General features: G+C 36.0%; 18 protein-coding genes. 9 read left to right on the forward strand and 9 right to left on the reverse strand.

The genetic code is table 11. The features are described from left to right. The first annotated feature begins 73 nt into the window (after nucleotides 1–73). Nucleotides 74–766 carry an RsfA family transcriptional regulator gene (locus tag ACTT1L_RS13465; protein ID WP_000868375.1) on the forward strand — a complete coding sequence of 231 codons (693 nt, stop codon included), beginning with the start codon at nucleotides 74–76 and terminating at the stop codon, nucleotides 764–766. A 28-nt stretch (nucleotides 767–794) separates the two neighbouring features. Here the strand turns inward: ACTT1L_RS13465 and ACTT1L_RS13470 are convergent, their stop codons facing one another. Beyond that, nucleotides 795–1385: a lipoprotein BA_5634 family protein gene (locus ACTT1L_RS13470; protein WP_240814408.1), complete on the reverse strand. Its 591-nt coding sequence runs from the start codon at nucleotides 1383–1385 to the stop codon at nucleotides 795–797. Between the two features lie 176 nt (nucleotides 1386–1561). On the opposite strand from ACTT1L_RS13470, the gene ACTT1L_RS13475 reads away from it, so the two are divergent. Next, nucleotides 1562–2407, forward strand: a complete 846-nt coding sequence (locus ACTT1L_RS13475) for a lipoate--protein ligase family protein (protein WP_000071927.1) — start codon at nucleotides 1562–1564, stop codon at nucleotides 2405–2407. Nucleotides 2408–2455: 48 nt separating this feature from the next. Here the strand turns inward: ACTT1L_RS13475 and pta are convergent, their stop codons facing one another. Next, a complete protein-coding gene (pta, locus tag ACTT1L_RS13480; RefSeq protein WP_000067214.1) occupies nucleotides 2456–3427 on the reverse strand; it encodes a phosphate acetyltransferase in 972 nt (323 codons plus the stop codon). A gap of 254 nt (nucleotides 3428–3681) precedes the next feature. Between pta and hemQ the strand changes: the two genes are divergently transcribed. The 4 genes from hemQ (at nucleotide 3682) to gerQ (ending at nucleotide 6949) form a co-directional block, all read left to right on the forward strand. Beyond that, nucleotides 3682–4425 carry a hydrogen peroxide-dependent heme synthase gene (hemQ, locus tag ACTT1L_RS13485; RefSeq protein ID WP_001287585.1) on the forward strand — a complete coding sequence of 248 codons (744 nt, stop codon included), beginning with the start codon at nucleotides 3682–3684 and terminating at the stop codon, nucleotides 4423–4425. 194 nt (nucleotides 4426–4619) lie between these two features. Then, nucleotides 4620–5897: a serine hydrolase gene (locus tag ACTT1L_RS13490; RefSeq protein WP_001998707.1), complete on the forward strand. Its 1278-nt coding sequence runs from the start codon at nucleotides 4620–4622 to the stop codon at nucleotides 5895–5897. A gap of 173 nt (nucleotides 5898–6070) precedes the next feature. After that, on the forward strand, nucleotides 6071–6493 hold the full coding sequence (gene cwlJ, locus ACTT1L_RS13495; protein WP_442821950.1) for a cell wall hydrolase CwlJ: 423 nt from the start codon (nucleotides 6071–6073) through the stop codon (nucleotides 6491–6493). A 27-nt stretch (nucleotides 6494–6520) separates the two neighbouring features. After that, nucleotides 6521–6949 carry a spore coat protein GerQ gene (gerQ, locus tag ACTT1L_RS13500; RefSeq protein WP_000068648.1) on the forward strand — a complete coding sequence of 143 codons (429 nt, stop codon included), beginning with the start codon at nucleotides 6521–6523 and terminating at the stop codon, nucleotides 6947–6949. Nucleotides 6950–6978: 29 nt separating this feature from the next. Here gerQ and ACTT1L_RS13505 read toward each other — a convergent pair whose 3' ends face one another. The 3 genes from ACTT1L_RS13505 to ACTT1L_RS13515 all read right to left on the reverse strand — a co-directional run bounded on the left by ACTT1L_RS13505 (nucleotide 6979) and on the right by ACTT1L_RS13515 (nucleotide 8695). Beyond that, entirely contained in the window at nucleotides 6979–7347 is a 369-nt protein-coding gene (locus tag ACTT1L_RS13505; RefSeq protein WP_000688322.1) for a DUF423 domain-containing protein, read from the reverse strand. Between the two features lie 64 nt (nucleotides 7348–7411). Beyond that, entirely contained in the window at nucleotides 7412–7696 is a 285-nt protein-coding gene (locus ACTT1L_RS13510) for a YwdI family protein (RefSeq protein WP_442821951.1), read from the reverse strand. Nucleotides 7697–7702: 6 nt separating this feature from the next. Then, nucleotides 7703–8695 carry a potassium channel family protein gene (locus ACTT1L_RS13515; RefSeq protein WP_240814425.1) on the reverse strand — a complete coding sequence of 331 codons (993 nt, stop codon included), beginning with the start codon at nucleotides 8693–8695 and terminating at the stop codon, nucleotides 7703–7705. Nucleotides 8696–8790: 95 nt separating this feature from the next. Here ACTT1L_RS13515 and ACTT1L_RS13520 point away from each other — a divergent pair, with 95 nt between their 5' ends. The 3 genes from ACTT1L_RS13520 (at nucleotide 8791) to ACTT1L_RS13530 (ending at nucleotide 11626) form a co-directional block, all read left to right on the forward strand. Further along, a complete protein-coding gene (locus ACTT1L_RS13520; RefSeq protein ID WP_000847023.1) occupies nucleotides 8791–10074 on the forward strand; it encodes a purine/pyrimidine permease in 1284 nt (427 codons plus the stop codon). A gap of 225 nt (nucleotides 10075–10299) precedes the next feature. Next, nucleotides 10300–11121, forward strand: a complete 822-nt coding sequence (locus tag ACTT1L_RS13525) for a Cof-type HAD-IIB family hydrolase (RefSeq protein WP_000221376.1) — start codon at nucleotides 10300–10302, stop codon at nucleotides 11119–11121. Nucleotides 11122–11332: 211 nt separating this feature from the next. Next, nucleotides 11333–11626, forward strand: coding sequence for a DUF3817 domain-containing protein (locus tag ACTT1L_RS13530; RefSeq protein WP_000953390.1), 294 nt, complete (start codon nucleotides 11333–11335; stop codon nucleotides 11624–11626). A 38-nt stretch (nucleotides 11627–11664) separates the two neighbouring features. Here ACTT1L_RS13530 and ACTT1L_RS13535 read toward each other — a convergent pair whose 3' ends face one another. The 4 genes from ACTT1L_RS13535 to ACTT1L_RS13550 are packed head-to-tail and all read right to left on the reverse strand — an operon-like array spanning nucleotide 11665 to nucleotide 15142. Next, nucleotides 11665–12342 (reverse strand): uracil-DNA glycosylase, encoded by a 678-nt coding sequence (locus ACTT1L_RS13535; RefSeq protein WP_000432535.1) that lies wholly within the window; start codon nucleotides 12340–12342, stop codon nucleotides 11665–11667. Between the two features lie 19 nt (nucleotides 12343–12361). After that, nucleotides 12362–13354 (reverse strand): ABC transporter permease subunit, encoded by a 993-nt coding sequence (locus ACTT1L_RS13540; protein ID WP_001206492.1) that lies wholly within the window; start codon nucleotides 13352–13354, stop codon nucleotides 12362–12364. Beyond that, the gene (locus ACTT1L_RS13545) at nucleotides 13347–14264 is read right to left on the reverse strand and encodes an ABC transporter ATP-binding protein (RefSeq protein ID WP_000207715.1); all 918 of its coding nucleotides are present in this window, start codon (nucleotides 14262–14264) and stop codon (nucleotides 13347–13349) included. Before ACTT1L_RS13545 ends, ACTT1L_RS13540 begins: the two co-directional genes overlap by 8 nt. Beyond that, on the reverse strand, nucleotides 14261–15142 hold the full coding sequence (locus ACTT1L_RS13550) for an SGNH/GDSL hydrolase family protein (RefSeq protein WP_139303565.1): 882 nt from the start codon (nucleotides 15140–15142) through the stop codon (nucleotides 14261–14263). Before ACTT1L_RS13550 ends, ACTT1L_RS13545 begins: the two co-directional genes overlap by 4 nt. Between the last annotated feature and the right edge of the window lie 7 nt (nucleotides 15143–15149).

Here is a 15149-nt window from a genome sequence, read left to right on the forward strand (position 1 = left end):
GCTTTGTATAAAAGCTCACTTTTTTGCCCATTATAAAAATAGGAAGTTCATAAAAAGAAAGGGAGTTGAATCTATGAAAGTAAGACAAGATGCTTGGACGGATGAGGATGATTTATTACTTGCTGAAACTGTACTTCGTCACGTTCGAGAAGGAAGTACCCAATTAAATGCATTTGAAGAAGTAGGAGACAGATTAAATCGTACATCGGCTGCCTGTGGTTTCCGTTGGAATGCTGTTGTTCGCTATAGCTATGAACAAGCTCTTCAACTAGCAAAAAAACATCGTAAAGATAAAATGCGTGCTGCAAGTGGTGAACAAGCGAAAAAGCGTTTACTTTATACACCACCAGCTTCAGATTCGATAACTAATTATGAAGAGTTCGTACAAGAGGAATCAATTGTACAATATAAAGAAGCTACTCCATATCAAGAAACTACCGTTCCTACCGCAAAAGGCTCTATGACAATGCAAGATGTTATTTATTTTTTACAAACAGTCGGATCTTCAAATATAAAAGTGACAGCTCTTGAAAACGAGAATACGAGATTGAAACAAGAAATTAAATCACAAATCCTTCGAAATGAAGAACTAGAAAAGAAACTGGAAAAATTAGAAAAACAATCTCATACTGTACAAGAAGATTACGAAACACTTATGAACATTATGAACCGCGCTCGTAAGTTGGCAGTCATGGATGAAGAAGAACGTTCTCAAACATCTTTCCGAATGGATCGAAACGGTAATTTAGAAAAAATTGCAGAGTAAAAAGGATGCATTACATGCATCCTTTTTGTTATTTCACTTCAACCATATGTGCTTCTTCTACTTTAGAATCCCTCTTTATATCTGGAAAAATCTTTTCCTTTGGATTCTCTTTAAAGGATGCTAAACCAATTGTTTTTACCGGTTTACTTATTTTTGCATATTCTGCATCACTAACAACTGCATACATATCTGTATATTTACGCGCATCACCAATTACTACATTGCCTTCGTACTTCATTTTCTTTCCATCAATTACTACATCTTTTTGTTCCTCTTTAGCAAATACAATTCCAGCTTCATCAGAAATAGCCGGCAATGCTTTAATAGGTTCTACATCTTCTTTCACTACTTTTTTCAGCATGTTTTCCTTTACCATCTTCTCAGCCGTTGTTTTATTCATGATTAAAACCTTTTTCTCATTAACAGTACCTAGTTTAGCTTCAAATTTATTTTGAGATTCAATTTTATCTTTATATTGATCCATTGTTTGTTGAACGCCTGTTTCATCTCCGTACATAACAACACCCGTTGCTTGTGGTGCAATCATATCCATAATAGAACAGCCACTAAATACAGCAGCTGACATAATCGCTACGATTCCTAATTTAACATTTTTCATTTGTATGCCTCCTAAAATCAATAATTACATCTCTTAGTTTAGCCATCTTAGATCATTTAACCAATTCACTTTCCTTACAACAACCTTACAATTCAGTAAGGTTTTCTCTTAAAAACTACTTTCATTATTTTTTGCTATAATAGAGATTGTCATTTTAAAGATAAGGGGTTAGTTATATGAGCAATTCCCGTTCCATTTTATCTCAGCCAGAGTGGCGTATTGTAGATCAGTCTAGTTTAGGACCAACATTCCATGCACTTCAATCATTCGCAATGGATGATACATTATGCACAAGCATTGGAAAGGGCGAATCAGCTGCAACAATGCGCTCTTGGGTTCATCACAATACAATTGTTCTTGGCATTCAAGATTCACGCCTACCACACTTAGAAGAAGGTATTTCCTTTTTAAAAGAAAACGACTTCAATGTTATCGTTCGTAATTCTGGCGGGCTTGCAGTCGTACTTGATGAAGGTGTGTTAAACGTATCACTTTTATTCCAAGAGACGGAAAAAGGTATCGATATTGATCTTGGATACGATACAATGTGGCATTTAATTCAGGAAATGTTAAAGGATTACGATGTTACAATTGAGGCAAAAGAAATCGTTGGTTCTTACTGCCCTGGTAGCTACGATTTAAGTATTCGCGACCAAAAATTTGCTGGTATTTCACAGCGCCGTATTCGCGGTGGTGTCGCTGTCCAAATTTATCTCTGTGCTACAGGAAGTGGCTCTGAACGTGCCGCACTTGTTCGTGATTTCTACAACCTAGCCATTCAAGGAGAAGAAACACGCTTTACTTATCCTGAAATTGTACCGAGTACGATGGCTTCACTTTCAGAATTACTTGGCGAAACCATTACAGTACAAGATTTAATGATGCGCCTTTTAAAAACATTGCAGCAATTCGCTCCAAAGTTAACACCATCTCAATTAACAATAGATGAAATACCTTTATATGAGACGAATTTACAACGTATTATTGATCGTAACAATAAAGCACTTGGCTTAGAAAAATAAAGACCGTCGCTATTTTAGCGACGGTCTTTATTTCAATTCGTTATAGAATTAAAGTGCTTGAGCTGCTGTAATTAAAGCTAACTTGTACACTTCTTCTTCGTTACATCCACGAGATAGGTCGTTTACAGGCATGTTTAAACCTTGTAAGATTGGTCCTACTGCTTCGAAGTTACCTAAACGTTGAGCGATTTTGTAGCCGATATTACCAGCTTCTAAGCTTGGGAATACGAATACGTTAGCATCACCTTTAATTGTAGAACCTGGAGCTTTTTTCTCAGCTACAGATGGTACGAATGCAGCATCGAATTGGAATTCTCCATCTAGAGCTAATTCTGGAGCCATTTCTTTTGCAATGCGAGTTGCTTCTACAACTTTTTCTGTTTCTGGAGATTTCGCAGAACCTTTTGTAGAGAAGCTTAACATAGCAACGCGTGGATCAATGCCGAATAGTTCAGCAGTTTTCGCACTTTCGATACCAATTTCAGCTAAATCTTGGCTATTTGGTGCAATGTTAATTGCACAATCAGCGAATACATATTTCTCTTCTTCACGTACCATGATGAATACGCCAGAAGTTTTTGTAACGCCTGGTTTTGTTTTAATGATTTGAAGTGCTGGACGAACTGTATCAGCTGTAGAGTGAGCTGCACCACTTACTAAACCGTGTGCTTTGCCCATGTATACAAGCATTGTACCGAAGTAATTTTCGTCTTTAAGGATTTTGCGAGCGTCTTCTTCAGTTGCTTTACCTTTACGGCGTTCAACGAAAGATGCTACCATTGCATCCATTTCTTCGTATGTAGCTGGATCGTAAATATCAACGCCTGCTAATGTTAAATTCATGCTAGCAGCTTTTGCGCTAATTTCTTCTTTATTACCAACTAAGATTGGTTTTACTAACTCTTCTTTTGCTAAACGCTCTGCAGCGCCTAAAATTCTTTCATCAGTTCCTTCAGGAAGTACGATAGAAATGCCTTTTCCTTGAACTTTTTCTTTTACTGTTGTAAATAAGTTGCTCACGAATAAACCCTCCTACATATGTTAAAAAACTCTATCTTTAAGAATACTTCTTTTCCTCTATATTTTAAACTTATAGCTCCCAAAAAATAGATAAAATAAAAATGATTATATTTTCATAAAATTCAGCCGTTAAATTCACCTTGCTTAAACACTTAAATGTGACAATTTTATGCGCCAAGGTTTTATATAGATGATTTTAAAACTATATATGCTATAGTTAACGTGTAAAACTATCATTAACTGAGGTGAATAGAATGAGTGAAGCAACAACAACGTTAGATGGCTGGTATTGTTTACATGATTTACGTTCTATTGATTGGGCTGCATGGAAAACATTATCTAGCGACGAACGCGGACAAGCTGTGTCTGAATTTTTAAATGTCGTTGAAAAATGGAACGACGTAGCTGCTGCAAAAAAGGGCAGTCACGCAATGTATACAGTTGTTGGCCAAAAAGCTGATATTATGCTTATGATTTTACGTCCAACAATGGAAGAGTTAAATGAAATTGAAACAGAATTGAATAAAACAACTTTAGCTGAATATATGGTTCCTGCATACTCTTACGTATCTGTTGTTGAACTAAGCAACTACCTTCCAGCTGATGAAGATCCATACCAAAATCCACAAATCTTAGCTCGCTTATATCCTGAGTTACCGAAAGCAAATCATATTTGCTTCTATCCAATGGACAAGCGTCGACAAGGTGATGACAACTGGTACATGCTTCCAATGGAGGAACGTAAGAAAATGATGTACAGTCATAGTAAAATTGGTCGCCAGTATGCAGGTAAAGTACGCCAAGTTATTTCAGGATCTGTTGGATTCGACGATTTTGAGTGGGGCGTAACATTATTCGCTGACGATGTTCTTCAATTTAAAAAGCTTATATATGAAATGCGCTTCGATGAAGTAAGTGCTCGTTATGGTGAATTCGGAACATTTTTCGTCGGAAACATTTTACCAGACGAAAAGGTAGAGAAATTTTTACACATATAAATCGTGAAAAAGGAACGAAATTCGTTCCTTTTTTATTCCCCTCTATATTTCTCCTCAAAAAACTTCTTTTTTCCGCAAATTTGAACAAAAATCGACAAATCCTTTTAAATACCTTACAAAATTGTAACCTTTCTATATCCAAATTTATGCTAAAATGGTACGAGCTATATGCTAATAACGATGCGAAGGTGATAATGTATATGAAGAAAATCTTTTCTATTTTACTAGTGTTTCTATTGTCAATTTCTTCCTTAGGAGTAACAACATCCCATGCGGAAGAAAAAATACACATTGAGGCAGCTGCTGCACTTCTATTTGATGCAGATACAGGAAAAATACTGCATGAACAAAATCCAGATGAATTACTAGCTATCGCTAGTATGTCAAAATTAATTGTTGTTTATGCCGTGTTAGAAGCAATTAAAGAAGGAAAAATCACTTGGGATACAAAGGTAAATATTTCCGATTACGCTTATGAAGTTTCACGTAATAATGAATTCTCTAACGTGCCGTTCGAAAAAGGACGTCAATATACTGTAAGAGAACTATATCATTCTATCGTTATCTTCTCTGCAAACGGATCTAGTATTGCCTTAGCAGAACTTCTTGCAGGAAGTGAGAAAAACTTCTTAAATCTTGCAAATGAACATGCAAAAAAACTAGGGTTAAAGAAATATAAATTTGTAAACGCTACTGGTTTAAATAACGCTGACTTAAAAGGAAAACATCCTGAGGGTACTGATCCAAATGCAGAAAACTCTATGTCAGCTCGCGATATGGGTATACTTTCAAAAGCAATGATTACAAAGTATCCAGAAATGCTAGAGGATACAAAACAAAGATTTAGAAACTTCCCAGATAATCATCCAAAACCAATTCGTATGGAAAACTGGAACTGGATGTTACCAGGAGCTGCTTTCGCTTATGAAGGTGCTGATGGTTTAAAAACCGGAAGTTCTGATACAGCTGGATACGGATTTACTATTACTGCTAAACGTGGTGATGTACGTCTTATTTCGGTTATTATTAAAACAAAATCAATGGACGAGCGCTTCACAGAATCTCGTGAGTTAATCGAATACGGGTTTAATAACTTCGAAAAACAAAAACTAAAGGTCGATAAAAACAATACACTCTCTGTAGTACAAGGGAAAGAGGATCAAGTAACTGTTGCACCGGAAAAAGAAATAACCGTAATTGCAAAAAAAGGTAGCAAAGACCCTTATAAAATTGGAACTGAAGTAGATAAATCTCTTGCTGAAGATGGTCATTTAATTGCTCCTATTAAGAAAGATGCAAAAGTAGGATCGATTACTTTAGAATCAACCGATAAATATGGTTTCTTAGACGGTAGTAAAAGTATGAAAGTTACTGCAAAAACGACAGAAGAAGTTGAAAAAGCAAATTGGTTTGTATTAACAATGCGCTCTATCGGTGATTTCTTCTCAAACTTATGGTCTAAAGTTTTTTAATAAAAAAGCTGGCTCACGCTAGCTTTTTTTATTTTCCACTCTCCATGTAAAACTTTGTTTGGTTGTCATATCTGAGTCCTTTTTCTCATACGTATGAACTAGTAATTGTTACACACTTCATCTAGACATAAACCTCTTTCCACAAGGTATTCCAAAAAGAGAGGTGACACATAATGGGCGTTATCGCGTATAACGAAGAAGATGTAAAGTTATTAGCTAGACTGATGCGTGCTGAAGCTGAAGGTGAAGGACAACAGGGGATGTTAATGGTCGGAAACGTTGGAGTAAATCGTGTCCGTGGGAATTGTTTAGACTTTAAAAATATTCGTAATTTACGTCAAATGGTGTATCAAAATCCTGGTGGTTTTGAGGCAACTCAAAAAGGTTATTTTTATCAACGTGCAAGGGAACAAGATATCGCATTAGCAAGGCGAACGATTCAAGGACAACGTTTTTGGCCTGCAAATTTTGCCTTATGGTTTTTTAGGCCTGAGGGTGCATGTCCACCAACTTGGTATAATCAGCAAAACTCTGGTCGCTTCAAAAAGCACTGCTTCTTCCAGCCAAATGCTCGGGATTGCCCTAGCATATATTAAGGAATGAAAACAAGGAGGGATTTTTGAATGGCACAGCAACAAAATCCGTATTACGGAACAGGTTTCTATCAACCATCTGGAACTTACGTACAACCGCAACAAATGACCCCACAACAACAGCAACAGCAGCAAGCAATGCAACAACAAGCTGCGCAAGCTCAATATGCTGTTTCTCAAGGCATGTTACCTCTAGAACAGTCATATATTGAAAATATTCTTCGCTTGAACAAGGGCAAGCAAGCCACAGTTGTAATGACTTATGAGCGTGGTAGTTCACTCGGTACACAATCCTATACGGGTATTATCGAAGCGGCTGGTCGTGATCACATCGTAATTAGTGAGCCACAATCAGGGAAACGTTATTTATTATTAATGATTTACTTAGATTATGTAGAATTCCCAGAAGAAATTACGTATTTGCCTAGTCAACAAGCAACTTATGCTCCAAGACCATAAAAAAGCTGGCGTATGCCAGCTTTTGTTTTTTATAATCCTTTTACAACTGCAGTTCCAACTAAGATCCATGCCACAATAAACGCTACACCACCAAGAGGTGTAATTGGACCAAAGAACTTAATACCTGTTGTACTTAATGCATACAGACTACCCGAGAACATAATGATCCCAGCTACCATAAGCCAACCAGCAGTAGTTAAGAGTGATGATTGAATTTTATCCATCAATAAAGCAACTACAAATAGTCCACCTGCATGAAACATTTGATATGTAACACCTGTTTTCCAAACCTCTAACATTTTTGCAGAAACTTTATTTTCTAAACCGTGTGCTCCGAAAGCCCCTAACGCAACAGATAGCCCCGCTGCAATACAACCTAGTAAAAAGAAAATTTTCATCTTAATTCCCCTTTTTTACTTTTATCATAAGCAATTTTTTCATATAAGCCAAACGATTTATCCTCTAAAAATCAAATAAAGAATTACCGTTTGCATCACTTTCTTTTATATATACTGGCTCATTAGAAACCGGTGCAATTGGTTGCATCGTGATTGGGTGTGATCCAATTATTTGTGATTGAACTTGTGGCTCTCTATACGTAGAAGATTCAACTTGCTCATCTAATAATAAATCACATAAAGCACGCACAACTAATACATGTTCTTTTGATTTTTGTCCTTCACTACTTTTTGCCTTTGCAATTTCATTCGCCATTTTATTTAAAATCTTATCGCTTGATATTTGCATCCCTTATCACCTCGTACTTTGTAGTTCTTTCTCAAATTGTCCCAGCTTCTCTACTGAACCAAATACTATTATCATATCATGTTCTTGCAACTTTTCCTGCCCCGTTGGATTATGTATAACATTCCCATTTCTCAAAATCGCTAAAATTGTTACATCAAATTGATTTCTAACATCACTCTCTAATAACGATTTATTAGCTAAAATAGAGCCCTTACCTACTGCAATTTCTTCAATTACAAATGACTGCTCCACGCCATACAGTACTGTATCAATATAATGAACTGTTAACGGATTCGCAATACCTTTTGCAATATGAATCCCTGCCATACTAGATGGATTAATCACCTTATTTGCACCAGCCCTCTTTAATTTGTCTTCGGTTTCTGGTTTTTCTGCTCTTGCCACAATTTTAATTGCATCGTTTAATCCTCTTGCAGTTAACGTAATAAATACATTTTCAGCGTCATTTGCTACGATAGCAACTAAACCAGCTGCCTTTGAAATCCCAGCATGATGTAACACTTGGTCTTCTGTTGCATCTCCATGTACATATAAAAGCTTTTCCTTCTCTAATATGCTTTCATCCTTATCCACGACGACAAATGGAATTTTCTTTTCTTGCAATTCATGTACAACTTGAAGCCCTACTCTACCGCAACCACATACGATAATATGATTTTGTAACTGTGCTATTTGTTTATCCATCTTCTTCCTCCGTACTGCATGAAATAAATTCCCTTCAATAATCATAGCTGCCACTACACCAATTGCATACGTAACAATACCGACTCCAACCGGTATGATAAGGAGCGCAAAAACTTTTCCTGCATGTGTTACAGGAATGGCGTCTCCGTATCCCACCGTTAATACGGTAATCATCGTCATCCAAAATGCTTGAAATAAGCTAATCTCTTCAATTGTCATAAATCCTAATGTTCCTAGAATTACAACAAAAGTCATACATATAACTGCTATCCATAATTGCTTACGTGCATTCATATCATGTTTCAACTCTTTTCTCTATCTACAATCTTTGCCAGTGGAAATGAAATACATATATACTAGATACGGAATCTATGAAAGAGGTTGATATAATGAAAACATTTCTTTCCGCCTTACAATGGGCACTATTTATTTTAGCTGGGAGTCTTATTGTACCAATTAGCGTCGCAACTAGTTATGGTCTTGATGGCGCTGAAGCTATCGCATTCGTACAAAGAACATTATTTGTTCTAGGCTTTGCTGGTCTCTTACAAGCTATATTTGGGCATAAACTTCCTATTCAAGAAGGTCCTGCTGGCCTTTGGTGGGGAATTTTCTCCCTATATGCAAGTTTAGGTGTCGTATTATTTGGATCAAACAATGAGACACTTAAAGTTCTTCAATATGCTTTCTTATTAAGCGGTATCATTTGTATTATTCTTAGCGTTTTTGGACTTATTGATAAACTCGTTCGCTATTTTACACCGACAGTCATTGGAACGTACTTATTTCTTCTTGTTGCACAACTTAGTGGTTCCTTCTTAAAAGGAATGTTCGGCCTGGATGGAAAACATACAGAAGTACAACCTAACGTATTTATTCTTTCACTCATTGTTATTTTACTATCCTTTTTCATCATGAAGCTACCTATTATCGGACAATATTCTGTTCTTTTCAGTATCGTTTGCGGCTGGATATTATTCGCATGCTTTGGATTATCCAATCCAATAACACCAGTGACAGACATAATCCGTTTTCCATCCTTATTTGTTTTCGGAATGCCTCGTGTTGAATGGAACATGGTAATTACGGTCATTTTCGTTACACTCTTACTTCTAACAAATATGTTAGCAAGTATTCGCGTTGTACAAAAGGTTGTCTCTAAATATGAAGAAAATGCTGCATCAGATCGTTTTAAACAGGCCGGTATTATAACAGGAATCAATCAATTACTAGGCGGCCTGTTTTCGGCTATCGGACCTGTCGCTATTTCTGGATCAGCAGGTTTTATTGCAACGACTAATATTTATAAACGCCTCCCATTTATATTAGGGTCAAGCTTTATTATTGTCGTTAGTATATTCCCAAAGATCACTTCATTCTTTGCGGCAATCCCAGTTGCAGTTGGTTATGCTGCCATTTATCCTGTATTTGCAAGCATGATCGGTCTCGCCTTTCGAGAATACGAAACAGTACAGGATAAAGAACGATTATTTAAAGTAGCAGGTCTGTCAATCTTCACAGGAATTGGGGTTATGTTCGTTCCAGCAGGAGCATATTCCACGCTTCCACCATTTCTAGCTTCATTCCTAAGTAATGGTCTCGTTCTTGGAGCTGTAATGGCAATCTTACTAGAAATACTATTTTCTCGTTCGACAATAAAACAAGTATCGTAAATTGGAAAACTTCCATTATTGCACTCTACCTTTAGAGTTGTTACGATAAAATAAACATTTAATCATTGGGGTTTTCTCCATCCCCAATGATTATTAATTAATATGATGAGAAAAACACTCATAAAAATGAATCTACTTCTTTTTAAAGAGGTTCGATGTCTTACTATTATTTCTTACATCTCCATGAACATATATTTGATTTAAATAAAGAAGGGAATTTTCAATATGACTTATAAAATGATTGTTTTAGATTTAGATGATACTTTATTACGTGACGACCATACTATTTCACCTCGTACGAAAGAAGCTCTAATGACTGCACAAGAACAAGGTGTAAAAGTTGTACTTGCTTCCGGACGTCCAACGTTTGGTATGCGCAATGTAGCGAAAGAACTTCGTTTAGAAGAATACGGCAGTTTCATTCTATCTTTTAATGGTGCAAAAATTATTAACTGTAAAACAAACGAAGAAATCTTTAGTAGTACGCTTTCTCCTGAAATCGTTCACAACTTATTTGAAATTAGTAAAACTGAAGATGTATGGATTCATACTTATATTGGCGATGATATCGTAACAGAAGAAAATAATCCTTACACTGAAATTGAGGGCGATATTACTGGGATGCCTATCGTTGTAGTAGATGACTTTAAAGCTGCTGTTAAAGAGCCTGTAGTAAAAGTATTAATGAATAAAGAAGCTGAACGCCTTGTTGAAGTAGAAAAGAAATTACAAAAACAACTAGAAGGACAATTAAGCGTTATGCGTTCTAAACCATTCTTCTTAGAATTTACTGAAGCCGGTGTTACAAAAGGAACGAGCTTAAACCAATTAATCCAAAAACTTGGCATTAAGCGCGAAGAAGTTATCGCAATGGGCGATAGCTATAACGATCAAGCGATGATTGAATTCGCCGGTCTTGGTGTCGCAATGGGCAATGCACCTGATGATATTAAGGAAATTGCAAATTATGTAACAGATACAAATATGAACGATGGTGTAGCAAAGGTTGTAGAGAAGTTCGTACTAAAAAAAGAAGCACTTGTTTAATATTTCCACTCATAAAACCTATTTGAAGTCAAACACTTCAAATAGGTTTTTATTTAAATTACCATGCTTTTGTGACTATATTTTGAACTTTACACTATTCTCGTAGTGTAAACTTTCTTTTTGTATATAATGAAACAAAATAGACTATTTTATTTTAAAAAAGAATACAAATTTACTATAAACAAGCATACGTTAAGGGAGGCTATTTTACATGTTATCTACACCAATCGGACGATTAAGAGCAATTGGACTTATTGAGGGGATTTCTTTTCTACTACTATTATTTGTAGCAATGCCATTAAAATATTTCGCAGGATTTGCAACAGCTGTTAAAATTACAGGCATGGCTCACGGTGTTTTATTTATTTTATTTATCTTCGCAGTAATTCAAGTAACAATCGTACACCGTAAATCAATTTTATGGGCACTTGGGGCATTCGTTTCATCAGTTATCCCATTTGGCACGTTTGTACTAGATGCAAAATTAAAGAACGAGCAACAATAATGAAAAGGTAGTTAACGACTGTTAACTACCTTTTTTATTTACAAATTTGGAATTTCCCAATCAATTTCCCTCTCGCCCATATTAGCTAAAATCGTATTTACTTTAGAGTATGGCTTACTTCCGAAGAAACCACGTCTTGCTGATAGTGGGCTTGGATGTACAGATTCGATAATGTGGTGCTTCGTATTTGTAATTAATTTTTTCTTCGCCTGTGCATGGCGTCCCCACAATATGAAAATAACTGGCTTTTCACGTTCATTTAATAGCTCAATTACGCGATCTGTGAAATGCTCCCATCCTTTTCCCTTATGAGAATTTGCTTCACCTTGTCGAACTGTTAATACAGTATTTAATAATAAAACGCCTTGCTCTGCCCACTTTACTAAATAACCGTTATTTGGAATATCATACCCATATTCATCTCGAAGTTCTTTATACATATTTAACAACGACGGTGGCGTTTTAATACCGGGTTGCACAGAAAAGCTTAAACCATGCGCTTGATTCGGTCCATGATATGGATCTTGTCCTAAAATAACGACCTTTGTATTTTCATAACTTGTATACTCTAGAGCGTTAAAAATATCTTCTTTCTTTGGGTAAACAACATGTGTACTGTACTCTTCTTTCAAAAAATCAGCTAGCTTACGATAATATTCTTTCTCAAATTCTGGTGCCAATAATGGCCCCCAATCATTCTTTAAAACATTTTCCATACTGTCACTTCCTGTCTAATTAATTCACCATATCCTGTTTTGTAAATACTACGAACGAAATAATAAGGGAAACAACTGCCCAAACCGTTAAATTCATTAAAGAAAACTCCATCGATAAACCTTGTAATGCAGGTAGTTTTCCTGATAGATAATCTGTTAATGATAAATTCACACTAAAAATATATTTCGCACCTTCCCAAGATGTTGCGAACGAGCTTAAAATACCGCCTGCAATTAATGCAGCTAGCATAACGCCCATACCAGCTGGTGTATTACGAATTAAAACAGAGACCATAAATGATATAGTTCCGACAACGATAGCAACAAACCAAGCTAATCCATACGCCATCAAGATATATTGCCATTGCGGAATAAGATGTACAAAATTCGTATTTAACGTTTCCTTATCAATAACAAATCCAGTTAACACAGGTAAATTCCATCCCGAGTATCCAAATACAAGCCCTGATAATATGTATGCAAACACACCTACAAGGAGCAGTATGAGCGAAATGAAAAATAACATCGTTACGTATTTACTAAGGAGTATTTTCCAGCGCCTAATCGGCCGCGTAAGTAACATCTTCATCGTTCCATCACTTCGTTCTCCTGAAACAATATCAATGGCGACAATCATTACGAGAAGTGGAATAAATAATGTAATTCCTTGCTCAATAAACGCCCTTACAAAAGTTGGTGCGCCCGGTGCCATCGGGTTAATATCATGATCTAAATAATATTGTTGCTGCTCAACTCTTACCTTTAACCAATCACGCCATTCTTCTGGCAACCTAGAATTGTTCAACCGGTTCTGGGAATCAACAATTTGCTGTTGCAATGAAACCTTCCAATCAGTTGTACCGAGTCTTTTTTGTGTCGTTTCTATTTCACGATACTGCGCATATACAAAAAGCGGGATCAAGATTGCTAAAATAAGCATAACAACAAAAATACGCTTCTTACGATAAATCTTCTCCGATTCGTTTAAAACTAGATTCGCAAATTCACGCATGCTGCTCACCCCTTGTGAGTTCAATAAATAAATCTTCTAGCGTAAATACAAGTTCCTTAACACTATGTACATCTATCCCGTTTTCTACAAAATGTTTATTCCAATTACTTATAGATGCGATATTCATGCGGCATAGTAATCGATCACCTTCTATACTCACTTCTCTTACTTCCTCAGCATCTTCTAGCATATCTTTTGCCTTCCCAATCGGCGTAACAATCCATTCTACACGATCACTTGCTGTTTTAATTAACTCTTCAACCTTGGCAACTGTTATCATCTTTCCTTTATGAATAATAGCAACGCGATCGCATATCATTTGCACTTCACTTAGCAAATGACTTGAAATAAACACGCTCATATTTTCTTCTTTTACAAGCTTATGTATAAATTCCCTAAGTTCTCTAATCCCTGCTGGATCTAAACCATTCGTTGGCTCATCTAATATGAGCAATTTTGGATTCCCAAGGAGCGCCTGCGCAATTCCAAGTCGTTGTTTCATACCAAGTGAGTACGTTTTTACCTTGTCATGAATTCTTTCATCTAAATGAACCATTTCAGCAATTTCAATAATACGTTCATCTGATATATCACCTAACATACGAGCAAATTGCTTTAAATTTTCCCATCCCGTTAAATATGTATACAACTCTGGGTTTTCAACGATACTCCCAATTTGACGCATCGCTTCTCTAAAATTTTCCTTAATCGAATAACCACCGATAGAAATCGTACCTTCTGTCGCCTTAATTAATCCGACTAACATTCGAATGGTAGTCGTCTTTCCAGCACCATTTGGTCCTAAGAACCCGAACACTTCTCCTTGCTTTACATCAAAGGAAATATTCTCTACAAGAGTCTTCTTTCCAATTACCTTCTTCAAGTCTCGTACGGAAAGTATCGTCGTCATTTTACCCCTCCTTGTTCTAGTTTTAATTTACTTACAACATTTTGAACTAAACGTTCTGCCATATACGTATAACCTACTTCGTTCGGATGAAAATGATCAGAGTATAATAAATCTTTCCCACGGTTTTGGAATAAATCAAATGTCGGTGTAATATACACATTTTTATCGTTTAGCGCTAACTTCTCTAAAGATGCATTCCAGTCCACAACAATGTTTGAAGACCCTTTTAAATCTTCTACATCTTCAAAAGGATTGTATAAGCCAAGCCAAAAAATCGGACTATCTGTATTTAATTTACGAATTTCTTCTATAATTTTCTTCGCTTCATTTTGGAATGTTTCTGTATCAGGACGATATGTTTCTAAATCTATCTTTCCAAGCGATTCCCAGCCTGGAAATAAATCATTTCCTCCAATCGTTAAAACGATTACATCTGCTTGTTTAATTGAATATTGAGCGCCACTACTTTCAATTTGCTTTAATAAATCAGGCATTTTTGCACCACTAACTGCTAAATTTGTTAATGCAATTTTTTGCTTATAATCTTTTTGTAAATCCTCTTTCATTCGCCCAACATAGCCAATTCCTTCTTTATCACCAACACCGCGTGTTAATGAATCACCTAAACTGACGATTTGTAACGTTCCTGTTTTCTTTTTCTCTTTTGCCACTACATCGGTCTTTTTAATTAAATTTGAAGCTTTCGGATTTAATACATCATTTACACCTGAAACAAAGCCATATGCAAATAAACAGAAAGATGCAATTGTAATGAGTAGAATTACTTTTACTACTTTTGATCTCATATCAAAACCCCTTTTAGCCCTCATAGATTGTCCATAATTATACCAAACGCAATTTTGAAAAGCGATTTTCATACCTTAT

The sequence above is a fragment of the Bacillus sp. FH genome (assembly GCF_052216825.1).
Lineage (GTDB): Bacteria > Bacillota > Bacilli > Bacillales > Bacillaceae_G > Bacillus_A > Bacillus_A paranthracis.